The sequence below is a fragment of the Paenibacillus sp. KACC 21273 genome (genome assembly GCF_028736095.1).
Taxonomy (GTDB): Bacteria; Bacillota; Bacilli; order Paenibacillales; family Paenibacillaceae; genus Saccharibacillus; species Saccharibacillus kyungheensis.
In genome coordinates this window covers 2037760-2063335 of record NZ_CP117876.1, presented here as the reverse complement: position 1 = coordinate 2063335, position 25576 = coordinate 2037760, and the positions used below count along the sequence as shown (strand labels likewise).

The window sequence follows — 25576 nt, the reverse complement described above, 5'->3', positions numbered from 1 at the left end:
ACCCCTCTCCTAGTTCAATACTTCTGATTTGAAATTCCAGTCACGTACATCGGTAAAGTGCCCTGTAATCGCCGCCGCTGCTGCCATTGCTGGAGACACAAGATGCGTACGTCCACCACGTCCTTGACGACCTTCAAAGTTACGGTTCGATGTCGAAGCACAACGTTGTCCCGGCTGCAATACGTCAGGGTTCATCGCCAGACACATACTGCATCCTGCTTCACGCCATTCAAAACCTGCTTCTTTAAATACTACATCCAAACCTTCTTTTTCCGCTTGAATCTTCACGCGTCCAGAACCTGGAACAACAATCGCTGTCAAACGGTCTGACACAGTATATCCTTTAGCTACAGCCGCCGCTGCGCGCAAATCTTCAATCCGTCCATTTGTACACGAACCGATAAATACATAATCGACTGGAATTTCAGCCATTGGTGTACCTGGAGCCAAATCCATATATTCAAGTGCTTTTTCAGCAGCTCTACGTTCATTTTCAGTGGTGAAATCAGCAGGGTTCGGTACAGAAGAAGTGATATCAGTACCCATACCCGGGCTTGTTCCCCATGTTACCTGTGGAATCAAAGCATCGACATCAAATTCAAGTACAGTGTCATACTCTGCACCTTCATCTGTTGTTAACTGTTCCCAGCGTGCTACAGCTTCTTCAAATGCTGCACCTTGAGGCACATATTGGCGACCACGAAGATATTCTACAGTTGTTGCGTCTGGTGCGATTAATCCTGCTCTTGCGCCACCTTCAATAGACATATTACATACAGTCATACGCTCTTCCATCGTCAAATCACGAATCGCTTCACCTGTATACTCCAATACATAACCTGTTGCAAAATCGGTACCGTATTTAGCAATAACGCCCAAAATCATATCTTTAGCTGTTACACCCGGTTTGCGTGACCCATTAAAACGAATTTCCATCGTTTTGGACTTGGATTGTTGCAAACATTGTGTTGCCATTACGTGTTCTACTTCACTTGTTCCGATTCCGAAAGCAAGAGCACCAAAAGCACCATGAGTCGATGTATGGCTATCTCCACATACAATCGTTTTGCCCGGATGAGTCAATCCTAATTCTGGACCCATAACGTGGACAACCCCTTGATCAATCGTATCCAGATCGAACAATTTCACGCCAAAGTCCGCACAGTTCTGACTTAGTGTATCAATTTGTTGCTTGGAGATTGGATCTTTAATGTTGAAACGATCTGTTGTCGGTACATTATGATCCATCGTTGCAAATGTTAATTCAGGACGACGCACTTTGCGATTGCTCAAGCGCAATCCTTCAAAAGCTTGCGGAGACGTTACTTCATGCACTAGATGTAGATCGATATACAAAATACTTGGTTGATTTTCTTGTTGAAAAATAACGTGATTATCCCAAATTTTCTCGTACAATGTTTTTTTACTCATTATTTTCACCCCATCATAAGATTCGGACTAAGTCAGCGAACATTCTCTTGCAGCAAATGGTGATGGCTGCAATGAAATCTTGGACCTGAGAATGAAGCACCGCTTTATATTGAATCTAATATAACATTACGTGCTATATTGTTCCAAGATATAATAACTATAGAAGTTATAGGCTATACTTATAAGTGGATTTTGATTAAAATAGATGTATAAAAATAATACGTGTACGAAGGAGCAACGTCATATGGAACTTAGACAACTGCAATATGCACTACAGATTGCTGCTGAACGTAACTTTTCGCGCGCAGCAGAGAAACTACATATCGCTCAACCTTCACTTAGTCAGCAATTATCCAAATTAGAAAAAGAATTAGGTGTGCTCCTTTTTCAGCGTAATACCAGTACAGTTGAATTAACACATGCAGGTACTAATTTTGTAGAACAAGCCCAAAAGATTATTGATGCTGTAGAACAGTTGCGTCAAGAAATGGCAGATATTTCACAATTACAAAGTGGACGTGTAGTAGTCGGTAGTATGCAGATTACCGGTTCCCATCTTCTTCCTCATGTACTCCCTGCTTTTCGTGCTGCTTATCCGCAGATTGAAGTGATCTTAATCGAAGATACATCGCTCAATTTAGAAAAGTTAACCGCTAGCGGTAAAACAGACCTTAGTCTACTGGCTCTTCCTCTTACCGAACCGTCACTCACGTATGAACCAGTAGGTGATGAATTGATCGATCTGGCTGTACCACCTAATCATCCGTTAGCCCAGCGATTTGCGAATGGTGATCATCGACCTGTAGAATTGAAAGAATTAGAACATGAACCTTTTATCGTGCTCAAAAAAGGACAAGGATTCCGCAAAATTGTATTCGATGTGTGTAAAGAAGCAGGTTTTGAACCGCAGGTTGTATTTGAAAGTAATAATATCGAGACGATCCAATCTTTGGTCGCTACAGGAATGGGTGTTACTTTTGTTCCTCATTATATAGCGCGCGCCAGACGTGGCGAGTTTTTACCCATCTATCTTCCTTTAGCAGAACCGATTCCAAGTCGTACACTTGTGATAGCACGTCGCAAAGGAAGATATTTATCCAAAGCGGCTGAAGCATTTGTAAATACATTTAAAGAAACAATGATTAATGTAGTACATCCAGAACAATAAAATAAGGAAATGCAGTCTATACATTCCCTTATAATTTTATTTTGTTTCTATATATATGCTAATTGCCAGACGTGCTGTATATGATAGGTGTTAGTTCATTAAGAAATGTATTCTTTTTAAATATGTTGTAGAAAATGAATATATTCAGAGATATTTTCTTCAATCCGTACTGGTGTCGATTCATGCTCTGCACTATAAAAAGCGGTGAAACCTTGATACGAAGCATGAATATAATCAAATGTCATTTCAAAAGGTAGTAATATTTGTTCTAACGTATAGCGGTATTTTCCGTCAGGTTGGTAATCTGCTTCACTAACGCCTACAGTCACGGCGATAGCAACTTTGCGATCGGTAAAGTGTTTACCTGTTGAACCATACGCCCAGCCATACGTTAATACTTCATCAAGCCATTTTTTCAACAGTGGTGGGCAATTAAACCAGTACAACGGAAACTGAAAAACGATATGATCATGTGCTTCAACAAGTGCTTGTTCTTGCTCTACATTTATGTTTTCATCAGGATAGACTTTGTAAAGTTCATGAATCGTGAATTGATCAGGATACTTTTCCAGTTCTTGAATCCAGCGTTTATTGATGACGGAATCTTGCATATTAGGATGCGTTACAATTACTAATGTTTTCATATGATAAACCTCCATTATATTTAGCTTGGTTGGACTTGCTAAACCTATTGTAAGACGGATACTTATCATAAAAAAGTACGCACTTTAAAGTTAGGTACTAACCTCAAAGAAAGTATGGAATGCCTGAAAGGAGAATTAGCAATGCATATTGGTGACTACAGTCTGACAGGTGTTAACCTGAAAGATACGGGATTTGGCTATACGCTTTCACTGGTAGGCGGAAAATATAAAATGATTATTATGTATTGGTTAGCAGGAGAAAATAAAGTAATGCGTTACAATGAACTCAAGCGTTCAATCGGCACGATTTCTTTCAAAACGTTAAGTGCTACATTAAAAGAACTAGAACAAGATCAATTGATTATCCGTACAGAATACCCTCAAGTGCCGCCAAAAGTAGAATACCGTTTATCAGAACGCGGGCAATCGTTAATTCCAATCTTAGATATGATGTGTGATTGGGGCGAACAGAATCAATTAGAAGAGGTTTAATTACAAAAAGTAATAAAAATACTATTAATAACATTCAATTCAGGTTATACTATTTCTAATGCAACTATAATGGTTACACCTTTTGCAATTCTATTTTTGAATATCATTATAAATTTATTGTAGTGGAGGATTATCCGTATGAAAATTGAAGTGTGGTCAGATTATCAATGTCCTTTTTGTTATATCGGCAAAGCTCGTCTAAATAAAGCTTTGGAACAGTTTACTAATCGGGATGAAGTTGAAGTGAGTTTCCGTAGCTTTGAATTAGATCCGAATGCAGCTAAAGATATTCCAATGAATATGTATGAAATGTTGATGAACAAATTTGGCTTAACCTTAGAACAAGTCAAACAAAATAGCGCTAATTTATGGCAACAAGCCAAAAACGAAGGTTTGGATTTCCAATTTGATACGATGGTATTAACAAATAGCTTTGATGCGCATCGTTTACTTAAATTTGCTACTGTTCATGGTAAAGAAGCTGAAATGAATGAAGCTTTATTCCGCGCTTACTTTACAGATTCATTGCATATCGGCGATCATGCTACATTGTTAGATATTGCTGAACGTGTAGGCTTGGATCGTGCAGAAACAGAAGCATTTTTGAACAGTGAGCAATTCGGTAAAGAAGTTCGCCAAGATGAACAACAAGCGAATCAATTAGGCGTTACCGGTGTTCCTTTCTTTGTTGTGAATAACAAATACGGTATCTCTGGCGCACAACCGACAGAAGTATTTCTAAATACATTGCAAGATGTATGGGCAGAAGATCATCCTTTACAAATGATTAACAGTACCGAAGGCGATGTATGTGCTGATGGATCTTGCATCGTACCTGATACTAAATCTTAATTCTTCTTTGGATCATCTCTAACAATTAGATAGATATCATGATAAGTAGAATAATGAAATAAAAACGCTATTGCTGCACTAAAAGCAATAGCGTTTTTTATTTGGATTGATAACGATAGATTGCGGTTTTTATTTGGGTACAAACAATATTTTCATAAAAAAATCTATAATCATAGCTATTTATATGAACGCATAGTTACTACATTTCTTTTTACGATGTGAACTGTTGATTATACCATTGTACTGCTGCTTCCACTTCCGTTGCTGTTAACTGGTGACCGTAATTTTCCCAGTGTAAATGCACTTCTGCATTTGCATCGATAAAATATTTCGCCAATTCTTCTGTCTCAGCGCGAGGAATAATCGGATCGTTAGTTCCTGAACCCATAAAGATAGGAACGCCAGCTAGATCAGGTAACGCTATACTGCGAAGTGGAACCATCGCATGATGCAGAACAGCGCCTTTTAACGATTGATTATCATGGAAAAGTAAGCTTGCTGCAATATTCGCACCATTTGAGTATCCAACGGCTACAATATTGCGACGATCAAATCCGTATTCTACCGCTGCTTCATCCAAAAATGTATTAAGCTCATGAGTACGAGCAATCAAATCGGGTTCATCGAATACCCCTTCAGCCAAGCGACGGAAAAAGCGTGGCATTCCGTTTTCCAACACAGCTCCACGTACACCCAAAATCGAAGCTTCCGGCGCAAGACGTTCTGCTAACGGAATCAAATCGTTTTCTGTTCCTCCTGTACCATGTAACAATAACAAAACAGGTTGTGACGCATCTGTACCTTGCTTGAAAATATGTTTTAATGTCAGTGTCATCTCTATTCCTCCTCTATACGTGCTTGATAATATACGCGCAATTTTTTCTCATATTATAAAATGATGGTGCAAAGTAAATTAACTTATTGAAGTTGTTATTACGATTGAGGAGCTATTTTACGAACTTCGATCGGCAATAGATTTTGTTCAATCAATTCACGTTGTGGTTCATACCATTCAGGTAACATTAATTTTTGTCCCAATTGATCTGCTGGTTCATCATTTGCAAATCCTGGAGGATCTGTAGCAATCTCGAACAAGATGCCACCTTCTTCACGGAAGTACACAGCATTGAAATATTGACGATCAATAACAGGTGTAGGTTGGAAGCCACTCGCTTGTACTTGTTCACGCCATAGTTCATGCTCTGCAAAGTCAGCCGCACGCCATGCGATATGATGCACTGTCCCTGCACCAGCAATACCTCTTGGTAATTCACGAGAATTCACATCAATAATATTTCCGATCTCTCCATCTGCTTGAAAACGAACATATCCGTCTTCTTCTGCAATTTTGGTAAGTCCAAGGACATGTTCTACGGTATGCAATGTTTTTGCAGGGGCTGCACTAAACAATACACCGCCACCAAATCCTTTTATCGCTTGTGCAGATGTGATACCGTCCCATTCCCATGTACTTGCTGCGCCACCTTCACGTTCAACCAATTCAATTCGTAGACCATCATGATCTTCAAATCGTAACAATTGTTCGCCAAAACGATGTACCGGTTCAAAACGAATACCTAAACGTGTTAACCGTTCTTTCCAGAAATCAAGTGATCCTGTGGGAACAGCAAATACGGTAATTCCCAATTGCCCTGCTCCAACAACACCTTTACGTGCACCTGGTTGTGGGAAAAAAGTAACGATTGTTCCCGGGCTACCACCAGCATCTCCAAAGTATAAATGATAAACATCTGGTGCATCAAAATTGATTGTTTTTTTGACCATGTGTAGTCCAAGTACACCTGCATAAAAGTCAACATTGCGTTGTGGATCGGTTACAAAAGAAGTGATGTGGTGAATACCTGCTGTACGAAGTGTCATAATAATGATCTCCTTTATGTTTCATTTTTTTAGTATTACATCATGTTTGAATGCTCTTATTTAAAATATCTTTAAGTTAAACTAATTACGTATACCTATTTCGTGGTGATGTGTCACTGTTGTATATCTTTATTATAAACAGTTTACGCAATAACAAAAGACCTTTGCAGAAGAATGTTGCTGAACACCGAACTAACTAACTTTTAGTAAGTTTTATGAATAAATTTGATGAGTTTCTTTTTTTGGTACAGGGCAGTTGTTTTTCAATTTCATCTACTCTTACAGAATAACAGTATACAAAAAGCAGAAATAATAACACACCATATGTGCTGTATTATTTCTGCTTGTGTAAAATCAATCTTTTTACTATTGTATTGTTTTACTTTTGCTTATGAATATACAATTCAGGACGACGATCGGCAAAAACAGGAATACGTCCACGTACTTCATCTGCTAGATCAAGATCGATTGTGGCACTAATAATACCTTCTGCTTCGTCACCTTCTGCTAATACTTCGCCCCACGGATCGATAATCATTGAATGACCGAAGAACTCACTATTTTCATCACGTCCTACACGATTACAAGCCACTACATACATTTGATTTTCGATCGCACGTGCTGTTAATAATGTACGCCAGTGATGCATACGTGGATGAGGCCACTCCGCAGGAACGAACCAGATTTGTGCACCTGCCAGAGCAAGACTACGCGCTAACTCAGGAAAACGAAGATCGTAACAGATCGAAGCCGCAGCAGTTACATCATGTAATGGAAATAAAGCAGTCTGCTCGCCTGGTTGCATAAACTTCTCTTCATTCATTAATTTGAACAAATGAATTTTGTCGTATTTGGCACTACGCTCACCATCCGCGTCATACACATACAATGTATTATAAAATCCACTTTCACGTTGTTCTGATATGGAACCTCCTACCAGCACAATCTTATACCGCTTAGCCATATCGCTCATCCATGTAGTCAGCTTCCCATTTTCAGGTTCAGCTAATCCTGCCAAGCGATCCAGAGCATACCCTGTATTCCACATTTCAGGCAGTACAACAACATCCGGCTTCTTCTCTGCTGTCATCGCTTGAGCAATCCACTCTTCAGCACGTTGTTGATTCACTGTAGGATTGGCAAGTTCAATATCCATTTGAATTAAAGCAATATGTAATTGGCGTGTATTTGTCATTAGTGATCATTCCCCTTTATCCAAGCTTAAATAATAGTACAAATCTGTTCTACTTTTAATGTATCATGAGTTTATTGTTTTTGATATCCTCTATATACCATTAGCTAAGAATAGAAACTACTTTCTATTCCTTTAAATCTCCTCTATACTGATCGGAAAAATCATGATAGATTAGGAAGACTTGAGTTCTTTTAAAATTGTAGCAATCATAACATGAATTTACCGGATACGGAGTGATAATGATGAACACCCATTCAAACCCTAACTCAACAACAAATAACGTGCCAAGTATATCTATTACACCTGCTAGTGTGATGAACCAATTGCCAGAACAGTTTTTTGCGAAGCTTGTACAAAATGTGAATCGTCAGGTTGCCGCAGGACACGATGTTATTAATTTGGGACAAGGCAACCCTGATCAACCTACACCTGCGCATATTGTTGAAGAATTACGTGAAGCCGCAGGCAATCCCCAATATCACAAATACTCTCCTTTTTCAGGTTATTCTTTTTTGAAAGAAGCGGCCGCGCAACGTTATAAGGAAGATTATAATGTCGATCTTGATCCTGAGACCGAAGTGGCTATTTTATTTGGTGGCAAAACAGGGCTAATTGAAATAAGTCAGATTATGCTCGAACAAGGAGATATCTGCCTTGTTCCTGATCCGGGATATCCTGATTATTGGTCTGGTGTCGCTTTATCCGGTGCAGAGATGTCATTTATGCCTTTAACAGAAGAAAATAAATATTTGCCAGATTACAGTGCTATTGCACCTGAAGTATTAGAAAAAGCCAAGCTGATGTTTCTTAATTATCCGAATAATCCGACATCTGCTACAGCTCCTTACTCTTTCTATGAAGAAACAGTACAATTTGCAGCCAAACATAATATTGTAGTTGCCAGCGATTTTGCTTATGGGGCAATTGGATTTGACGACGAACAACCGGTTAGCTTTTTACAGATTCCCGGTGCCAAAGAAGTCGGTGTCGAGTTTTATACGTTGTCCAAAACATACAATATGGCAGGTTGGCGGGTTGCTTTTGCTTTAGGAAATAAAGAGATTATTCGCCTGATCAACTTGATGCAAGATCATGTGTATGTGAGTTTATTTGGAGGTATTCAAGCGGCGGCAGCCAAAGCTTTGACCGATTCTCAACAATGTGTAACTGATCTAGTCGCTACCTATGAATCCCGCCGGAATGCTTTTTTTGCGGAATTGGAAAAAATCGGTTGGGAAGCAAAAGCGCCTAAAGGCTCGTTCTTTGCATGGCTACCTACGCCTAACGGAATGGGTTCAGAAGAATTTGCAACCTTATTACTGGAAAAAGCACATGTTGCTGTAGCTCCAGGAGTTGGCTTCGGCACCAAAGGTGAAGGATATGTGCGTATCGGTCTACTCACTTCAGAAGAACGATTGCAAGAAGCAGTTCGCCGAATTGGGAAGCTAGACTTATTCAAATAAGATTCAAGTGTGTGATGCGGTGCTTGGCAAAAGCGCTTGATCATGCTATTCTAGTTTGCAACAGTTAACGTGACTTTGATGCACGTTATTGATATGAATCAATCGTGATGACGGGAACAGTACGTAAGCCCGCGGTGTGTATAGAGAGTGAATCCCAGAGGCTGAAAGGATTCGCCACCAGCTCTTACCGAAACCTACCCCCGAGCTTTTAGCGCCTATAACGCTGAACGGATACCTACCGTTATCTTGGACAAGTAAGCCGGATAGAATGATAGAGTCTATCAATAAAGGTGGTACCGCGGAAGCTCAGACTTTCGTCCTTTGCATCGTATAATGATGTAGAGGATGAAAGTCTTTTTTGTCTATATTTTCAAGAAATATCATAGTAAGTCAGGCAGTTATAAAGGAGTGAAACGATTGTCAAATCAGCGTATTGTTGTCAAGATTGGGAGCAGCTCGCTAACCGGATCACAAGGAGGACTCGATCATCAAGCTGTTGATTTTTTTGCAGATGAGATCGCATCATTACAACATGCAGGTTACTCTGTGCTGTTAGTCACTTCTGGAGCAGTAGCCGCAGGTTTTAGAGAAATTGGGTATCATTCACGCCCCAAATTATTACACGAAAAGCAAGCCGCCGCATCGGTCGGTCAAGCGCTATTAATGCGTGATTATCAACAAGCTTTTGCCCGTCATGGGATTGTCAGTGGACAGATTTTGTTAACACGCAGTGATTTTAATAATCGTAAGCGTACAGGCAATGCGACGATGACGATCGAAGAATTGCTCAAACAAGGTGTTATCCCTATCTTTAACGAAAATGATACAGTGTCTGTCGATGAATTAAAATTCGGCGATAATGATACCTTATCTGCACTTGTGGCAAATTTAGCTCGTGCTTCGCAATTAGTTATTTTGACAGATATGGAAGGATTGTATAGCGCAGATCCACGTCATGATCCTACAGCTACACGATACGATCGAATCGATGAGATTACTGATGAGATCTATGCAGTTGCTGGAGGTTCAGGTTCGGCGGTAGGTACAGGCGGAATGCGCTCCAAGCTTGATGCTGCCAAAATCGCTACTCGTGGCGGTGTGCCTGTCTTTGTCGGTCGTGTACGCGAAGTCGGCGATCTCAAAGCTGCGATTGATCATCATGGGAAAGGGACTTATTTTGCTACTCATGTGTCTGCTCTTTCGATCAAAAAACAATGGCTTGGATTTTTATCAACTCCGCTTGGTACGCTAATTGTCGATGATGGAGCAGCCTATGCATTGAGTCGTGAGAATCGTAGCCTATTGCCTGTCGGGATCAAGCAAGTCGAAGGACAATTCCATGCCGGTGATGTGATTGAAGTTGTTAATCTTCAACGTGAAGTACTTGGTCGAGGTATCGTCAATTATGACCATGATCAATTACAATTAATCTGTGGTCTTCCAAGCTCTGAAATATCTACACGATTAGGTATTGAAGATATCCACCGATTAGAAGCTGTCCATCGAGATGAATGGGTTTCTTTATAATGATTGATTTGTACGTGAACTGATTATGACTGATTATGATAGAGGAGGTTTTTTATTATGAGTGAAGTATTAGACAAGTCCACTCTTGCCAAACAAGCTTCGACTAGACTCGGAGCACTATCGACTCAAGACAAAAACGAAGCATTGCTGATGATGGCAAAAGCATTAATTTCTCATACCGATGAGATTATTACAGCAAATATAGAAGATTTGGAACATGGACGTGCACAAGGAACTTCTGAATCTATGTTAGACCGCTTGCGTCTGGATAGCGTACGTATTGAAGGCATTGCTTCTGCTTTACGCCAAATCGCTGATCTGGATGATCCTATTGGTGAGCTATTAGAAACACTTGAACGTCCAAATGGATTAATTATCGAAAAGCTTCGCGTTCCTATTGGTGTGATTGGCATTATTTATGAAGCTCGTCCTAATGTGACTGTGGATGCTGCAGGATTATCGCTCAAAACAGGAAATGCAGTCGTGTTGCGCGGTGGTTCAGCCGCACTTTCATCCAATCGCAAAATAGTAGAGATTCTTCATCAAGCCTTAGAACAATCCGCTATTCCACGTGATGCTTTACAACTGATCGAAGATGCTGATCGTGCTTCTGTCAATGAAATGATGAAGCTTAACGGTATTATAGATGTGATTATTCCGCGTGGTGGTCATTCGCTAATCCAAAATGTTGTGCAAAATTCTACAGTTCCTGTTATTGAGACTGGCGCGGGGATTTGTCATACTTTTATCGATGCGACAGCAGATCATCAAATGGCGCAAGATATCGCTATCAATGCTAAAGTACAGCGTCCTTCAGTCTGTAATTCGATGGAAACCCTGTTGGTGCATGCCGATTACGATCAGACTGCTCTTATAACACTTGCAGAAGCGCTACGTCAGGATAAAGTAGAGATTCGTGGATGTGCACTTACACGTGAACGCATTTCATGGGTTCATGAAGCAACAGAACAAGATTACGCCACCGAGTATAGCGACTATATTCTCAATATCAAAATCGTAGCCAACCTTGATGAAGCTCTGGAACATATCGCGACTTATAGCACAAAACATTCAGAATGTATCGTGACGGCTGATGAAGAAAATGCAAAACGATTTATGCAAGAAGTCGATGCGGCAGCTGTATATCATAACGCTTCTACTCGTTTCACCGATGGATTTGAATTTGGATTTGGCGCAGAGATTGGTATTAGCACACAAAAGTTACACGCTCGTGGTCCTATGGGATTGCCTGCTCTTACCTCCACCAAATATCGTATTTACGGAAACGGTCAAATTCGTCAATAATATAAATATGAAATTGCCAAGCACATGACGTAAGATATTTTGCTTTGCAAAAATCATGTTTGATTTGACTAGAAGATAGCGCGCTTATATTGCCAAGCGCTTGAAAGGATGGATATAACGATGAGTCACCCTCAATCGATGCAAACGTTAATAACAGAACCTGTTTGTTTTTATGGATCAGGGTCTATGGCAGAAGCTATTTTACGAGGTCTAGTGAATCGTGCCGTAGTGGTTCCAGATCAAGTGACGATGCTGAATCGTGGTAATCAAAATCGTTTGAATTATTTAGTTCAACGTTATGGCGTATCTGTAGCTGGAGAAGAATCGGCGCGTGCTGCTGCTTTACAACAATCCAAAGTTATTGTACTTGCGATGAAGCCTGTCGATGCGGCTAATGCGCTTCGTCAATTAGGCTCCACATTAACAGAAGATCAACTTGTTGTATCTGTGATTGCAGGCTTGGAAGTCGCAACGATTCAGCATCTACTTGGTCGCAAGCAACCTGTAGCACGTACAATGCCTAATACGTCTAGCAGTATTGGACTTGGAGCGACAGGTCTTGTCTTTTCCGAAGAAGTCACTCTAAAACAACGTCAATTGGTTCATCATTTATTTGAAGCGGTCGGTACTGTAACTGAGATTGAAGAATCGCAAATGGAAACATTGACTGGTATTTCTGGAAGTGGACCTGCATACATTTATTATGTGATGGAATCAATGATTCGTGCAGGAGTCGAAGGCGGATTATCAGCGGAACAAGCACGTGAGCTGACTGTTCAGACAGTGATCGGCGCTTCTCATATGGTACAACAGACTGGAGAAGAACCTGCTGCTCTACGTGCCAAAGTCACTTCACCTAATGGATCAACCGCAGCCGCTATCAAAGTATTTGAAGAGGCTCATATGCAAGAAACGATTATGCGTGCTGTAGAACGCTGTGCAGAACGTTCCCGCGAGATGGGCGCTGCACTCAAGGAGGACAATTCATGAGTTACTGTATCGCTTCTTATCGTTGTTACGATAGCAAAGCTGATTTTCATAAAAAAGCATCTTCGATTGCAATCGGAATGACTGTCGGTAGCTGGACAGAATTACCTGCTGCCAAGCAACAATCGATGAAAAAGCATCTGGGTGAAGTTATTTCAGTAGATGTGCATGAATCCGAACAAGGTGAGCGGTATGCTGATATTCAGATCGCTTATCCTGATGCTAATTTTAGCTCGGATATCCCTGCTCTACTTATTACAGTGTTTGGTAAAATTTCGATGGATGGTCAGATCAAGTTAACTAATTTACAATTTTCAGATACTTTTTTAAAAGCTTTTACAGGTCCTAAATTTGGTATTGAAGGTGTACGCCGTATTCTGGGTATTCCTGAACGTCCATTATTGATGAGTATTTTCAAATCGGTTATCGGTCATGATCTGGATGAATTAACACGTCAATTTACCGCACAAGCGTTAGGTGGCGTCGATCTGATTAAAGATGATGAGATTTTGTTCGAAAATGATTTAACACCGATTGAAAAGCGGGTAGCGGCTTGCCGTAAAGCTGCGGATGATGTACAAGCTCAAACCGGTAAAAAAGTACTTTATGCTGCGAACTTAACCGGTCATACTTTTCATCTAAAAGAACAAGCCAAAAAAGCGATTGATTCCGGCGCTAATGCACTTTTACTTAATGTATTAGCTTATGGATATGATGTTCTTCATGAACTGGCACGTGATCCTGAAATTAATATCCCAATCATGGCGCATCCATCGCTTGCAGGAGCGTATTATCCTTCGCCTTATTATGGAATCTCTGCTTCGGTATTGCTCGGTCAATTGATGCGTATTGCGGGTGCTGATCTGGTACTATTCCCTTCTCCTTATGGCTCTGTTGTAATGCCTAAAGAAGAAAATATGGCTATTCGCGAGCAACTGGTTTCTCCAGAACTGCCTTTCCGACATAGCTTCCCTGTACCATCAGCCGGGATTCATCCAGGGCTTGTACCGTTGATTTTAAAAGATTTTGGTAATGAAGTGATCATTAATGCAGGTGGCGGTATTCATGGTCATCCAGAAGGTGCTAGTGCTGGCGGTAAAGCGTTCCAACAAGCTATTGATGCTGCACTAGCAGGTACTTCACTGGCTGATTATGCCGCTCAAGGACATCACGAACTTAGACAAGCTTTAGAACTTTGGGGTGGAGAACGATGAGTGTAAGTAAACAACCGATTATTTTTTGTGATTTTGATGGAACGATTACGAATTCAGATAATATTGTCGCTATTATGAAGCACTTCTCCCCTCCTGGTTATGAGAAAATTATGAATGAAGTCGTAGGAGGACAGCGCTCGATTCGTGATGGTGTAGGCAAAATGTTTGCACTACTTCCTTCTTCACAAAAGCAAGAAATTGTTGATTATGTGATGAGCACAGCGGGGATTCGTGAAGGATTTAGCGATTTTCTAGCTTTGGTTCATCGTCATCAAGTTCCTTTTTATGTGACTAGCGGTGGAATCGACTTTTTCTTAAAACCATTATTAGCACCTTTTGATATTGCAGAAGATCATATTTTCTGTAATGGTTCTGACTTTAGTGGCGAGTATATTCAGATCGTATGGACACATCCTTGTGATGAACATTGTCAAAATGATTGCGGAATGTGCAAAACAACAGTCATGCGTCAATTTTCACCGGATCAATACGAGCGTATACTGATTGGTGACAGCCTAACCGATTTTGAAGGAGCTAAGATTGCAGATCTAGTCTACTCCCGCTCTGTATTAACAGATAAATGTGTAGAATTAGGTGTAGATCATGTACCTTTCCATACGTTTCATGATATTATTTCAGATTTCGGACAAAGAATAGGAGCGATACATTCATGAGTTTTGTTAATATCCCTTTAGAGCATAAGCAAGCAACATTACAAGAGCTTAGTGGCATCAAAGAGCAATTTGCCGCAAGACATTGGTTTCCAGGTACAAGTGGTAACTTATCGCTACGTGTAGGCGATTATACGCCTGAGAACTTCCATTTCGCGATCACAGCTAGCGGAAAAGATAAATCGGTAAGTACACCATCCGACTTCTTATTCGTCGATCAAGATGGACGTCCTTGCGAGACTACAGGATTGAAGCCAAGTGCCGAGACATTGATTCATTGCGAAATTTATCGTGAAACAGGTTGCGGGGCTGTATTCCATGTGCATACTGTATTTAACAATCTAGTGAGCGAATACTTCGGTGAACAAGGCGCTGTACCAATACAAGGACTTGAATTAATCAAAGCGTTCAATATTTGGGAAGAAAATGCGGCAATTACGATTCCTGTATTACCTAACTACGCTGAAATTCCTAAAATTGCAGAGTTAGTACCGGGTGTATTGAATCAATCTATTCCAGGTATCCTTCTACGTGGACATGGTATATATGCATGGGGTAAAAATGCGTTTGAAGCAAAACGCCATCTTGAAGCATTTGAATTTATTTTCGAGTATATTTATCGTGATTTACTACTGAGAAAATAATACAGGTCTCTGGCTATTTTAGATAATCGCCGAAATGATAACAAGATCTATAAGCGAACTAATGGTATTGCTCAGTGATTTCACGAATATCAGTTGTATATTGATTCTGTTCCGTTCGGGTTTGGCACTTAGATACGGATCAGAATCGTATTTTTTCACAAATGAAGCGTTATCATTTTGGAAATATTTGAAAAAAACGTACAAAAAAGCTGACATTATAGTTAATGTCAGCTTTTTTTGTATGTAAAACACAAATAGTTGTTGCCCTTCATTACAAATACCCGTATACTGATTATAAATTAATAACAAGCAAACAGATCAACTGAGTTATCTGCATTCCTTGACTTAAATATGTTGCATTTCGTATAAGAAATACCATAATAGAAACCATCTATGGCAGTAGATGGCTTCATGTATATCTTTATTGGTATTTTTCTATCCTATGCTCTTGGCCGATCAGATGGATAAATCTTATTTTTGCGGAATAGTCAATTGGTATCCAGCTGGAAGAAGATTGTTAGCAGCAATCAACTCATCTACAGTTACACCATATTGAGCAGCGATTTCAGTAAGGCTAGCACCTTGTGGAACAACTACAGTTACGTTTGTTTTAGCTTGAGTTTCAGTAGCAGGTGTCTTAGCGGCATCTGTTTTTTCTTGTTCTGGAGCAGTTGTTGTTTCGTTAGAAGAACCGAACATTGCATTTACTTGTGCAGATACAGCAGCTTGGTAAGCAGCGTTGTCAGCACGTTTTTCTGCTTTATCTTTGTTTTTCTCATGGTTAGAATCGTTGCTTGCAGCAGATACTTGGTGTGCTCCCAAAGGTGCTACTACAGATACTGCTCCCAAACTTGCTGCTACTACTGTAGACAATAATACTTTTTGAATTTTGCTGTTCATCATTTTGTATCTCTCCTAATTGAATGTTTTATTTTGTATTACTCTGTGTTACGTGTTTATCTTGATTTTAGATCACTCTATACTCTAACTACTTTAGCTTGTTATGAATAATTATGAGGTAGTAGTCATGTATTTGTAAGTATTCAGTACTTGTTTATCAGGGCAAAAGTAACTTTACTCCTATTTCAAATAAATTGCAACCCTACTGAAATTGATTTTATTATATTTTGCAAAATTAAATGTGCACAAAGAATAGAAACATACCTAATTAGTTTAGCGCTTACATTTTTAATAAACTTTTTTCCAATTTAATATTTACTGTATATTTTTTCACATTCCGTTTACATTTCTGATTTCCTTCTCTTTTGTCCATAATATGTACACATTTTCGTATTTGTGTTACATAAAGTGACATGAAAGTTCATAATTATATAAAAATAGTTTCATATAGTTGCTTTAAATAAGGTTATTTTCTTAGATTCATCTTTTTATTCCTTCCAAAAATCCTTCTTTTTTATTTGTTAACCTACATACATTCCTTTGATAGCCTATACTTATTTGTTTATATGTTAACATTTCTCATCTATTATTCATTTTTAAGTATCACATTATGATATTACTCCTCATGTCATATATACCTCACACCTAAGTAGCTAACTATAATTTATGCTACTCTCACATTTAGTCAAACTCCTTTTTCCCAAATATAGGATAATGTATAATTATACTTTTATATGAATATTAAATCTATAATATAAATTAATTATCTTTCTTGATATCACCTGCAAAAATGTACAAAAAATGATGATTTTATAGCGAAAAAAAATTTAAAAATATTTTTTAAATATTATTTTCCCGTATGTTTTGATGTTATTTTCATTATTTTTAATCGTGACTATACTATCTTTTTCTGTATCGTGTATCTTATTATTTTAAAAATATGATGCTGTATAATTTCGTATGTACGTTATATTTTGATAGTGATTGCGTAAGTATATTTTAATACAGGACTACAATCTGAGGAGAAAACTTCTTATCGGATCATAGTTAGACCTAATATATTTGTACATATGATAAAAAGAAGGCTATCTCCTCGAATACATATCGGGAAATAGCCTTCTTTGGCTCTGACTCTATCTATATAGATAATTTTCACTTACCGTTGACGGAATTTTTGGGTATGTGCACGAGCGTCTTCTACGGTGCGTACACGATTCCGATTCCATTCTAGTAAAATACGATCAATGTATCTGAAATGAAGCTTACCAGCAAATACAGCTTCTTTGAGCGCCATTAGAATCAATTCTTCTGCATACCGATCCTGATCAATCCAACTTGAGATGGTTTCACATTCCATCGGAGATAACGGACGAGCGAATTCTTTTTCAAAAATGATAAAAAGGTTCCGTTCGTTTTCTGCTTGCTTATCGGCTTTGGACATTGGTTTAACCGGTTCTGGTAATACGTCTGAAGAATCGATACGATCTTGCTGCTCTGTCGCCAGTACAGTCCCCAGTTTCTCATACAATCCGCTTAGATCATAACGCTCATAGCGAATGCCTGTTAACGGGTCTTCTTCATCCTCAATCAAAATAAATCCTGACTTCATTAACTTCTGGATACGAGTAGCGATCAATGAAGCATCTGCTCCTGTTCGCCACTGTAGTTCTTCAAGTGTCGGGAATTCATTATTTTCAACTTGTCGAAAAGATAGAATTTGAATGAGCAACATTGCTTCCGCATCATCCAGATCTAATGCCTGATAATATTTGAGCAATGCATACGGCAAATTCGCTGTCTGCAAACCCAAAGCAAAGGCAGCACCTTTAGACCAGGACTTCCATTGTTCTCCGCCCATGTGATTCACCCTTTCTATTGCTCTACGATTAGACATCATCCTACGTAGAGACTAAGGGTATAGACGGTATAACATACGTGGGAAGGCAATCGTTTCGCGGACATGATCCAATCCACAAATCCATGCCACTGTACGTTCCAGACCTAGACCGAAGCCAGAATGCGGTACACTTCCGTATGTGCGTAGATCCAAATACCATTTATAAGCTTCTTCTGTCAGGTTATGCTCTTCAAAACGCTGTTTCATTAGTTCTGGATCGTCGATACGTTGTGATCCACCAATGATCTCTCCATATCCTTCAGGTGCGATCATATCTGCACACAATACTACTTCAGGACGTTCAGGATCAGGTTTCATATAGAATGCTTTGATATCTTTAGGATAGTTGGTGATAAATACAGGCTTGTCATACGCTTCAGCAATCGCTGTTTCGTGTGGCGCACCAAAGTCATTACCCCAAGGAATATCGAAATCTTTACCTTTTAAGAACTCAATCGCTTCGTCATAAGAGATACGTGGGAATGGTGCTTGAATATTTTCCAATTTAGAAATATCGCGCTCCAATGTTTCCAACTCTGTACGACAGTTTTTAAGAACAGATTGTACGACATATGATACAAATTGTTCTTGCACACGTAGACTTTCTTCATGATCGGTAAATGCCATTTCAGGCTCGATCATCCAGAATTCGATCAAATGACGACGTGTTTTGGATTTTTCAGCACGGAATGTAGGGCCAAATGAATATACTTTACCCAGTGCCATAGCTGCTGCTTCCATATACAACTGTCCACTTTGTGTTAGATACGCATCTTCATCAAAGTATTTGATATGGAACAATTCTGTAGAATCTTCTGCCGCAGACGGTGTCAAGATTGGTGGATCGACTTTGGTAAATCCGTTGGTGTTGAAAAATTCTTGTACCGCACGAATAATTTCAGCACGAATCACCATAACCGCACGCTGTCTATTCGAACGTAACCATAGATGACGATGATCCATTAAGAAATCTGTACCATGTTCTTTTGGTGTAATCGGATAGTTTTCAGTTAAATGAATAATTTCGATACCTGTAACAGTCATCTCATATCCAGATTTACTGCGTGGTTCTTCACGAATAATACCTGTTACATACAAAGAGCTTTCTTGTGTTAAGCTTTTCGCATCGTTCCACAATTCTTCAGACACTTCGCTTTTTACAACAACGCCTTGAATATATCCTGTACCATCACGTAATTGTAAAAACTGAATTTTACCGCTAGAGCGCTTATTGTTGATCCATGCGCCAATCGTGACAGTCTGTTCAACATGCTCATTTACTTTTTTTATAACGGTTTTGGTAGACATTTATATACTCTCCCTTTTGCTTATTGAGCAACATCAATGAAATAGGTAATGACTACAAGCGATTTTCAGCAAGAAATCAAAGCAAAAAACGACTTTGCTTTGATTTCTACTGAGAAGCTTTTATATTATCATTATTCAAATCATTTGAATAACATCCATTTACCTATTTTAAATCATTATACAATAAACATCTGCTTGTTTATAATCTAATATGTTGCTTACTTTTGAATCAACTTGTACGTATCGCGTGCAATAACAAGCTCTTCATTTGTAGGAACAACCAGTACTTCTACTTTGGAATCCGGTGTAGAAATACGACGTGGATCACCAGAACGGATTTTGTTCAATTCTGGATCCAATTTCACACCAAGATATGTTAAGTTTTCGCATACTTTTTCACGAACGATTGCAGAGTTTTCACCGATACCTGCGGTAAAGACGATAACATCTACGCCGTCCATAGCAGCTACATACGAACCGATGTATTTACGTAAACGATATTCAAACATTTCAAAAGCAAGTGTTGAATTAGCATCGCCTTCTGCCATAGCATCTGTAATTTCACGCATATCACTGCTGGAACCAGAAATCGCCATAAGTCCACTATGTTTGTTCAACATAAAGTTAACTTCACCGATACTGAGTTCTTCTTTGTTCATTACATAAGGTACGATCGCTGGATCAAGGTCACCACTACGTGTACCCATGATTAGACCTTCAAGCGGTGTCATTCCCATTGATGTATCTACAGAGATACCGTCTTTAACAGCTGTTAAGCTACCACCGTTACCGATATGGCAAGTGATTACTTTAAGCTCTTTTAACGGACGTTTAAGGTATTCAGCCGCTGCAAGACTTACATAATAATGAGACGTGCCGTGGAATCCATAACGACGTACTTTGTGTTTTTTGTAAAGTACTTTAGGAATAGCATACAAATATGCTTTTTCAGGCATCGTTTGGTGGAATGCTGTATCAAATACAACAACCTGTGGTACATCAGGCATATTCAGCTCAACCGCTTCAATCCCCATAATATGAGCAGGGTTATGAAGAGGAGCAAGATCGAATAAGCGACGAATTTCTTTTTTTACATCTTTGTCTACAAGCACAGATTCTTTAAATGATTCTGCCCCTTGTACTACGCGGTGACCTACAGCATCAATTTCGTCTACAGATTGCATAACACCATGTTTTGCATCTGTTAAGCTTTCGAGTACACGACGAATCGCAATTGTATGATCTAGAATTTCGCTTACAGTATTGTATTCTTCGCCGCCTGTAGGCTCATGAACAAGGATAGAAGAATCCATTCCGATTCGTTCTACGCGTCCTTTGGCTAGAACACTTTCGTCTGTCATGTTGTACAACTGGTATTTTAGAGAAGAACTACCTGCATTAATTACGAGTACTTTCATATCCGGTCACCATCCTTGTCATACTTGAAGAATCCTTCGCCTGTTTTCACGCCAAGACTACCTGCACGAACCATTTTTTTCAAAATGATCGCTGGACGATATTTCAACTCTCCGTATTCGCGGAACATACGCTCAAGTGCTGCATTTACTGAATCTAGTCCGAAACGGTCAGCCATTTCAAGCGGGCCATATTGGAATTGGTAACCAATGCGCATCGAATCATCGATATCTTCAGCAGAAGCTACCCCTTCTTCAAGTACATGCAATGCTTCATTGATCAATAAACAAATAATACGGCTTGTTACAAATCCAGGAGATTCGTAAACCATGATTCCGCGTTTGTTTACTGTTTGCTCAATAAAGTTTTTTGTCACTTCAAACGTTTGATCGGATGTACGAAGACCACGAATGATTTCTACAAGATCAATTTTGGATACTGGATAAATAAAGTGCATTCCAATAACACGTTCTGGGTACATCGTTGAACTTGCAAGTTCTGTTAAGCTCAGTGTAGATGTGTTACTTGCTAGAATAACGCTGCTTGGACATACTTGGTCCAATTGAGCAAATACTTCTTTTTTCGCTTCTGGATCTTCACTGATTGTTTCAATAACAAGTTCACATGTACCCAGGTCTGCAAAATGAGTCACTTTAGTGATTTTGGACAAAATCAATTTTTTCTCTGCTTGAGTTAATGCCCATTTTTCCATTTGCTTGTCTAGACTTGTCTCAATCATATCCCAAGCATGGTTCAGCTTGTCCTGTGTTTTCTCAACAAGTAATACCTCGATGCCTTTTTTAGCAAGCATTTCAGAAATACCTTGTCCCATTGTACCGCCGCCGATAACGCCGACTTTTTTAAAATTCATGGTTTCTTTCCACCCTTCCAATATTCATAAAGTGTACAGACTATATATGCTCAGCCTATATCCTTTGAAGCCTTCTATTTGTTGTTGTGTCTTCTCTAGCTTGTCTTTATACAAAATACATAGATACTTCAAAATCAATCTTGTGTACTTGCGTATTGAAGCTGAAAAAATCAAAACATAATGTCAGGCTTTGATATACTCTCCAACATCTAATAATAGCGTAGCGCAGGCAAAAAGTAAAAAAAAAGTACCAGCATTTTAAATTATGCTGGTACATTTGAACTTTTATTGAACTGTTGTCGAAATTGTTCGCCGGATAACACTTCTTCTTTTAACAAAATGTCTAAAGATGTGTCAAAAATAAGGCGACGACTATCTAGAATTTCTTTGGTACGTCTGGTTAAATCTTCTAAAATTGCATTATTTTCTTTCATAATTTGTTCTTTAGGAACCATATTCATACTGACGATGCCAAGCTTGGTAAGACCGGATTCCATCATTGTCTGAACAATATTGAGCGCTTGATCGAAATCGCCTCTAGAACCTGTACTGCGTCCTTCATAATACATTTCTTCAGCAGCAGCTCCGCCGAGAGCAATCATAATTTGCTCTTCCAAAAATGGCTTCGTATACAAGTATTGCTCTTGTGCAGGGTTGTGACGTACATAACCTAGTGCTTGTCCACGTGGACTAAGTGCGACTTGCCCTACACTACCCGGACGAACTACTTCTGCCATAATCGCATGTCCTAGTTCATGAATCGCTACACGACGTTTTTCTTCAATACTGGATTCACGATCTGTTTTTTCACCCATCATAACTTTATCAATCGCCATCGATAAATGACTTTGTAAAATATGATCTGCATTTTGACGCATCGCATAAATAGCGCCTTCATTCATTACACTTTCCAATTGAGCACCAGAGAAACCATACGCTTCTTCTGCTAATTTATCTAGATCGGTTTCTTTTGCAAGCGGTTTGTTCGCTGCATGAAGTTCCAAAATGTGTTTACGACCTTTTTTATCAGGTAGATCCACTTGAATATGACGATCAAAACGACCTGGACGTAATAATGCACTATCCAGCATTTCTTTACGGTTAGTAGCAGCAATAATCAAAATACGTGGTGCTTCATTGCTATAAATTCCATCCATTTCAGTCAACAACTGATTCAGCGTCTGATCATACTCTCGTTGTTGTCCACCTTCACGTTTACCACCAATAACATCTATTTCATCGATAAAAATAATCGCGCTTTGCTTATTTTCTTTGGCAGCACGTGTACGAGCATCTTTGAACAAATCACGAATACGTCCTGCACCAACACCAACATACATTTCTACAAATTCACTACCAGATGCACTGACAAATACAGAATCAGTATAATGAGCAGCAGCTTTTGCCATCAATGTTTTACCTGTCCCCGGAGGACCTGTAAGCAGTATTCCTTTTAACGGACGAATTCCGAATTTGTTCATTTCATCATGACGTACTAGAAAATCAAGAGCTTCACGTAATTCACGCTTCGCATTATCCTGACCACCAATTTGTTCAAATGTTAATTTAAGCGGGCCATTTTTTTTACGTTTACGTTCTTGCGCAGCACCAACAGCTAAGCCACCACGCATTTGCATCACCAAGAATGTTCCACCTACTAGAGCAGCAATCAACAACAATGGTAAAATATTATATCCTACAAAAATAAGAAAAATTAACAAGACCGGCACAAATCCAACAACAATCTCTTTTGTCCATTTTGGCATTAGGCGCTTCCTCCTGTGACTTGAGAATTACGTGGCAAGATCAGGAATTTGCTTCCCTTCCCATTGCTCAAAGATACGTATACGTTACGTTCATCCATTTCTGCTTTAACTTGAATATTTTTATTTTGTTGCATGATACTTTCAACAGTTTCCGGAATTTCAGTATATTTTTGTGTAGCCATTGCTTGAGAAACAGAGAACATTGCATTTTCCCATACTTTGTCGAGTTCTGTATTCGAGTGATCTGTTACTTCTAATTGGAGTGTACGTGTACCCCAGATATCGGTTCCTTGCTTATTCAAAGTCTGTACCAAACCACCTAAATCTGCAGAAGGAGCAAGATCGAGTTTCAACATGACTTCTTTTGGGTTAATACTAATATGAGAGGCATTTACCCCAGGATAGTTCTGTACAATTTTCGTAAGTGGACTGTAGAGAGTCAACTGACGATACGTAAACCATCCACCAAATAATACAGTGGCAGATACGATGACTGTTATAAAAATAGGCATGACACGGAGTTTCATATACGTCCTCCTTTAATGTAGTAAACACGGTGTACATAACAACATATATTTTACTTCGGTATTTTAGCGCCTATCGGTAACAGTAAATAGATAGGTTTTTTGGTGTGTTTACAATTATTCATCTATATATAGTATATCATACGTGTTTTTTGATTTCTAATACCGCTACTTTTAGATACCAGAGTAGCGGTATTTTCATTTATCTATTCCTTTCTTAGTATAATTTAAATCGGCTCTAACAAAACCCCTACCCTTTGTCGATAATGCCTTTATAATCTTGTCACATTTTGTCTTTATTTTAGATAATGCACAAAATGTAAACGTTATATTATTTTGAAAATGACTAGTATGGAGGTTAGATAATGCGCCTATGGTTTAAGTATCCCCCTATTTTGTTGGCAGTAGCTCTTTTTATGTTTATGGCAGGTTGTTCTGCAACTTCATCTGTAAGTCCTAATTCCTCAACTTCTACTGCATCTACTTCCACTACTACTGAAGCAACACCCACAACTACGACTAACACAACTACAACAGGAAAAGTCACTATTGGAGTATCTATCCCAGATATGAATGACCGTTTTATCAGTTATGTAGCAGCCGGCATGGAAAGTTATGCCAAAAAACATCCTGATGTGAATGTGATTTATGCTGATGCCAAAAATGATGCTTCTACTCAACTTCAACAAATCAAAGAATTTATTGCGCAAGATGTCAGAGCTATTGCTTTTCTACCGATGGACCCCTCGATTTCAAAAACGATTGTTGATCTAGCCAATCAAGCGAATATCCCGATTGTAGCCGTCAATCGTACTTTCAAAGAATTAGATACTCTCACTTCTTATGTAGGTTCAGATTCATTAACCGCTGGTAAGCTTCAAATGAATGAAGTCGCCAAACTTTTGGGCGGAAAAGGTAATATTGCTATTATGGATGGCGATATGGGTAGTGATGCACAGGTTAACCGCACCCAGGGAAATAAAGACGTTATCGCTAAATATCCTAATATGAAAATTGTTTTTGAAGAAACAGCGAATTATGATCGCGCTAAAAGTATGGCACTAATGGCCAAATGGTTAGCATCCGGTCAACAAATTGATGCGGTTGTTGCCAATAATGATGAAATGATTATTGGGGCTATTCTTGCAACTCAAATGGATGGAAAAGATCAAAATATTGTATTTGCAGGTGTAGATGGTACGATGGATGCTTTGAATTTTATGAAAGCTAATAAATTAAAAGTTACCGTTTTTCAAAATGCATCAGCTCAAGGTAGTCAAGGTCTTCAAACAGCAATAGAAGCTGCTAATGGTAAACAAGTTCCTAAAGAAATCAGCATTCCTTATGAACTGATTACCCCAGCTAATGAAGAAAAGTATATAGCGAAATGGAAATAAGTATATATGAAGGAGTGGTCTGC

The 25576-nt window shown here is 39.0% G+C and carries 23 protein-coding genes and 1 other annotated feature; of the genes, 11 read left to right on the top strand and 12 right to left on the bottom strand.

The window, feature by feature from the left end; all coding sequences use genetic code 11:
* Positions 1 to 9: 9 nt before the first annotated feature.
* On the bottom strand, positions 10 to 1431 hold the full coding sequence (gene leuC / locus PQ460_RS09375; protein WP_273612812.1) for a 3-isopropylmalate dehydratase large subunit: 1422 nt from the start codon (positions 1429 to 1431) through the stop codon (positions 10 to 12).
* Between the two features lie 244 nt (positions 1432 to 1675).
* Here leuC and PQ460_RS09370 point away from each other — a divergent pair, with 244 nt between their 5' ends.
* Positions 1676 to 2599: a LysR family transcriptional regulator gene (locus PQ460_RS09370; protein ID WP_273612813.1), complete on the top strand. Its 924-nt coding sequence runs from the start codon at positions 1676 to 1678 to the stop codon at positions 2597 to 2599.
* Positions 2600 to 2715: 116 nt separating this feature from the next.
* On the opposite strand, the gene PQ460_RS09365 is transcribed toward PQ460_RS09370, so the two are convergent.
* Positions 2716 to 3243: an NAD(P)H-dependent oxidoreductase gene (locus PQ460_RS09365; RefSeq protein WP_273612814.1), complete on the bottom strand. Its 528-nt coding sequence runs from the start codon at positions 3241 to 3243 to the stop codon at positions 2716 to 2718.
* Positions 3244 to 3384: 141 nt separating this feature from the next.
* Here PQ460_RS09365 and PQ460_RS09360 point away from each other — a divergent pair, with 141 nt between their 5' ends.
* Together PQ460_RS09360 and PQ460_RS09355 are read left to right on the top strand one after the other, a co-directional pair.
* Positions 3385 to 3735, top strand: a complete 351-nt coding sequence (locus PQ460_RS09360) for a winged helix-turn-helix transcriptional regulator (RefSeq protein ID WP_273612815.1) — start codon at positions 3385 to 3387, stop codon at positions 3733 to 3735.
* 138 nt (positions 3736 to 3873) lie between these two features.
* Complete coding sequence (locus tag PQ460_RS09355; RefSeq protein WP_274172444.1) at positions 3874 to 4587, top strand: DsbA family oxidoreductase; 714 nt, start codon at positions 3874 to 3876, stop codon at positions 4585 to 4587.
* A gap of 211 nt (positions 4588 to 4798) precedes the next feature.
* On the opposite strand, the gene PQ460_RS09350 is transcribed toward PQ460_RS09355, so the two are convergent.
* From PQ460_RS09350 to PQ460_RS09340, 3 genes are all read right to left on the bottom strand, one after another.
* On the bottom strand, positions 4799 to 5422 hold the full coding sequence (locus PQ460_RS09350) for an alpha/beta hydrolase (RefSeq protein ID WP_274172443.1): 624 nt from the start codon (positions 5420 to 5422) through the stop codon (positions 4799 to 4801).
* Positions 5423 to 5520: 98 nt separating this feature from the next.
* Complete coding sequence (locus PQ460_RS09345; protein ID WP_274172442.1) at positions 5521 to 6468, bottom strand: ring-cleaving dioxygenase; 948 nt, start codon at positions 6466 to 6468, stop codon at positions 5521 to 5523.
* Positions 6469 to 6847: 379 nt separating this feature from the next.
* Positions 6848 to 7663: a carbon-nitrogen family hydrolase gene (locus PQ460_RS09340; protein ID WP_443147198.1), complete on the bottom strand. Its 816-nt coding sequence runs from the start codon at positions 7661 to 7663 to the stop codon at positions 6848 to 6850.
* Between the two features lie 242 nt (positions 7664 to 7905).
* Here PQ460_RS09340 and PQ460_RS09335 point away from each other — a divergent pair, with 242 nt between their 5' ends.
* The 7 genes from PQ460_RS09335 (at position 7906) to mtnB (ending at position 15474) form a co-directional block, all read left to right on the top strand.
* Complete coding sequence (locus tag PQ460_RS09335; RefSeq protein WP_273612820.1) at positions 7906 to 9126, top strand: pyridoxal phosphate-dependent aminotransferase; 1221 nt, start codon at positions 7906 to 7908, stop codon at positions 9124 to 9126.
* A gap of 98 nt (positions 9127 to 9224) precedes the next feature.
* Positions 9225 to 9451: a binding site (T-box leader), on the top strand.
* Positions 9452 to 9471: 20 nt separating this feature from the next.
* A complete protein-coding gene (gene proB / locus PQ460_RS09330) occupies positions 9472 to 10653 on the top strand; it encodes a glutamate 5-kinase (protein ID WP_443147197.1) in 1182 nt (393 codons plus the stop codon).
* A gap of 57 nt (positions 10654 to 10710) precedes the next feature.
* Positions 10711 to 11958 carry a glutamate-5-semialdehyde dehydrogenase gene (locus PQ460_RS09325; RefSeq protein WP_274172440.1) on the top strand — a complete coding sequence of 416 codons (1248 nt, stop codon included), beginning with the start codon at positions 10711 to 10713 and terminating at the stop codon, positions 11956 to 11958.
* A gap of 120 nt (positions 11959 to 12078) precedes the next feature.
* The gene (gene proC, locus PQ460_RS09320) at positions 12079 to 12948 is read left to right on the top strand and encodes a pyrroline-5-carboxylate reductase (RefSeq protein ID WP_274172439.1); all 870 of its coding nucleotides are present in this window, start codon (positions 12079 to 12081) and stop codon (positions 12946 to 12948) included.
* Positions 12945 to 14159 carry a 2,3-diketo-5-methylthiopentyl-1-phosphate enolase gene (locus PQ460_RS09315; RefSeq protein WP_273612824.1) on the top strand — a complete coding sequence of 405 codons (1215 nt, stop codon included), beginning with the start codon at positions 12945 to 12947 and terminating at the stop codon, positions 14157 to 14159. Before proC ends, PQ460_RS09315 begins: the two co-directional genes overlap by 4 nt.
* Positions 14156 to 14833 carry a 2-hydroxy-3-keto-5-methylthiopentenyl-1-phosphate phosphatase gene (locus PQ460_RS09310; RefSeq protein ID WP_273612825.1) on the top strand — a complete coding sequence of 226 codons (678 nt, stop codon included), beginning with the start codon at positions 14156 to 14158 and terminating at the stop codon, positions 14831 to 14833. The genes PQ460_RS09315 and PQ460_RS09310 overlap by 4 nt, the downstream gene beginning before the upstream one ends.
* Positions 14830 to 15474, top strand: coding sequence for a methylthioribulose 1-phosphate dehydratase (mtnB, locus tag PQ460_RS09305; RefSeq protein WP_274172438.1), 645 nt, complete (start codon positions 14830 to 14832; stop codon positions 15472 to 15474). The genes PQ460_RS09310 and mtnB overlap by 4 nt, the downstream gene beginning before the upstream one ends.
* A 471-nt stretch (positions 15475 to 15945) precedes the next feature.
* On the opposite strand, the gene PQ460_RS09300 is transcribed toward mtnB, so the two are convergent.
* The 7 genes from PQ460_RS09300 to PQ460_RS09270 all read right to left on the bottom strand — a co-directional run bounded on the left by PQ460_RS09300 (position 15946) and on the right by PQ460_RS09270 (position 24159).
* The gene (locus PQ460_RS09300) at positions 15946 to 16377 is read right to left on the bottom strand and encodes a LysM peptidoglycan-binding domain-containing protein (RefSeq protein WP_273612827.1); all 432 of its coding nucleotides are present in this window, start codon (positions 16375 to 16377) and stop codon (positions 15946 to 15948) included.
* A 1153-nt stretch (positions 16378 to 17530) separates the two neighbouring features.
* Entirely contained in the window at positions 17531 to 18232 is a 702-nt protein-coding gene (locus PQ460_RS09295; protein WP_274172437.1) for a DnaD domain-containing protein, read from the bottom strand.
* Between the two features lie 51 nt (positions 18233 to 18283).
* Complete coding sequence (asnS, locus tag PQ460_RS09290; protein WP_273612829.1) at positions 18284 to 19579, bottom strand: asparagine--tRNA ligase; 1296 nt, start codon at positions 19577 to 19579, stop codon at positions 18284 to 18286.
* A 218-nt stretch (positions 19580 to 19797) separates the two neighbouring features.
* The gene (locus PQ460_RS09285; protein WP_273612830.1) at positions 19798 to 20997 is read right to left on the bottom strand and encodes an acetate kinase; all 1200 of its coding nucleotides are present in this window, start codon (positions 20995 to 20997) and stop codon (positions 19798 to 19800) included.
* The gene (locus tag PQ460_RS09280) at positions 20994 to 21866 is read right to left on the bottom strand and encodes a 3-hydroxyacyl-CoA dehydrogenase family protein (RefSeq protein WP_274172436.1); all 873 of its coding nucleotides are present in this window, start codon (positions 21864 to 21866) and stop codon (positions 20994 to 20996) included. Before PQ460_RS09280 ends, PQ460_RS09285 begins: the two co-directional genes overlap by 4 nt.
* Positions 21867 to 22129: 263 nt before the next feature.
* Positions 22130 to 23632, bottom strand: coding sequence for an AAA family ATPase (locus PQ460_RS09275; RefSeq protein WP_273612832.1), 1503 nt, complete (start codon positions 23630 to 23632; stop codon positions 22130 to 22132).
* Positions 23632 to 24159, bottom strand: a complete 528-nt coding sequence (locus PQ460_RS09270; protein ID WP_273612833.1) for a hypothetical protein — start codon at positions 24157 to 24159, stop codon at positions 23632 to 23634. The genes PQ460_RS09275 and PQ460_RS09270 overlap by 1 nt, the downstream gene beginning before the upstream one ends.
* Before the next feature lie 362 nt (positions 24160 to 24521).
* Between PQ460_RS09270 and PQ460_RS09265 the strand changes: the two genes are divergently transcribed.
* Positions 24522 to 25553, top strand: a complete 1032-nt coding sequence (locus tag PQ460_RS09265; protein ID WP_274172435.1) for a sugar ABC transporter substrate-binding protein — start codon at positions 24522 to 24524, stop codon at positions 25551 to 25553.
* Positions 25554 to 25576: the final 23 nt, after the last annotated feature.

Coding starts and splice junctions, on each gene's coding strand:
- leuC (WP_273612812.1), bottom strand. CDS start 1,431: ATGAGTAAAAAAACATTGTACGAGAAAATTTGGGATAATCACGTTATT.
- PQ460_RS09370 (WP_273612813.1), top strand. CDS start 1,676: ATGGAACTTAGACAACTGCAATATGCACTACAGATTGCTGCTGAACGT.
- PQ460_RS09365 (WP_273612814.1), bottom strand. CDS start 3,243: ATGAAAACATTAGTAATTGTAACGCATCCTAATATGCAAGATTCCGTC.
- PQ460_RS09360 (WP_273612815.1), top strand. CDS start 3,385: ATGCATATTGGTGACTACAGTCTGACAGGTGTTAACCTGAAAGATACG.
- PQ460_RS09355 (WP_274172444.1), top strand. CDS start 3,874: ATGAAAATTGAAGTGTGGTCAGATTATCAATGTCCTTTTTGTTATATC.
- PQ460_RS09350 (WP_274172443.1), bottom strand. CDS start 5,422: ATGACACTGACATTAAAACATATTTTCAAGCAAGGTACAGATGCGTCA.
- PQ460_RS09345 (WP_274172442.1), bottom strand. CDS start 6,468: ATGACACTTCGTACAGCAGGTATTCACCACATCACTTCTTTTGTAACC.
- PQ460_RS09340 (WP_443147198.1), bottom strand. CDS start 7,663: ATGACAAATACACGCCAATTACATATTGCTTTAATTCAAATGGATATT.
- PQ460_RS09335 (WP_273612820.1), top strand. CDS start 7,906: ATGAACACCCATTCAAACCCTAACTCAACAACAAATAACGTGCCAAGT.
- proB (WP_443147197.1), top strand. CDS start 9,472: ATGAAAGTCTTTTTTGTCTATATTTTCAAGAAATATCATAGTAAGTCA.
- PQ460_RS09325 (WP_274172440.1), top strand. CDS start 10,711: ATGAGTGAAGTATTAGACAAGTCCACTCTTGCCAAACAAGCTTCGACT.
- proC (WP_274172439.1), top strand. CDS start 12,079: ATGAGTCACCCTCAATCGATGCAAACGTTAATAACAGAACCTGTTTGT.
- PQ460_RS09315 (WP_273612824.1), top strand. CDS start 12,945: ATGAGTTACTGTATCGCTTCTTATCGTTGTTACGATAGCAAAGCTGAT.
- PQ460_RS09310 (WP_273612825.1), top strand. CDS start 14,156: ATGAGTGTAAGTAAACAACCGATTATTTTTTGTGATTTTGATGGAACG.
- mtnB (WP_274172438.1), top strand. CDS start 14,830: ATGAGTTTTGTTAATATCCCTTTAGAGCATAAGCAAGCAACATTACAA.
- PQ460_RS09300 (WP_273612827.1), bottom strand. CDS start 16,377: ATGATGAACAGCAAAATTCAAAAAGTATTATTGTCTACAGTAGTAGCA.
- PQ460_RS09295 (WP_274172437.1), bottom strand. CDS start 18,232: ATGGGCGGAGAACAATGGAAGTCCTGGTCTAAAGGTGCTGCCTTTGCT.
- asnS (WP_273612829.1), bottom strand. CDS start 19,579: ATGTCTACCAAAACCGTTATAAAAAAAGTAAATGAGCATGTTGAACAG.
- PQ460_RS09285 (WP_273612830.1), bottom strand. CDS start 20,997: ATGAAAGTACTCGTAATTAATGCAGGTAGTTCTTCTCTAAAATACCAG.
- PQ460_RS09280 (WP_274172436.1), bottom strand. CDS start 21,866: ATGAATTTTAAAAAAGTCGGCGTTATCGGCGGCGGTACAATGGGACAA.
- PQ460_RS09275 (WP_273612832.1), bottom strand. CDS start 23,632: ATGCCAAAATGGACAAAAGAGATTGTTGTTGGATTTGTGCCGGTCTTG.
- PQ460_RS09270 (WP_273612833.1), bottom strand. CDS start 24,159: ATGAAACTCCGTGTCATGCCTATTTTTATAACAGTCATCGTATCTGCC.
- PQ460_RS09265 (WP_274172435.1), top strand. CDS start 24,522: ATGCGCCTATGGTTTAAGTATCCCCCTATTTTGTTGGCAGTAGCTCTT.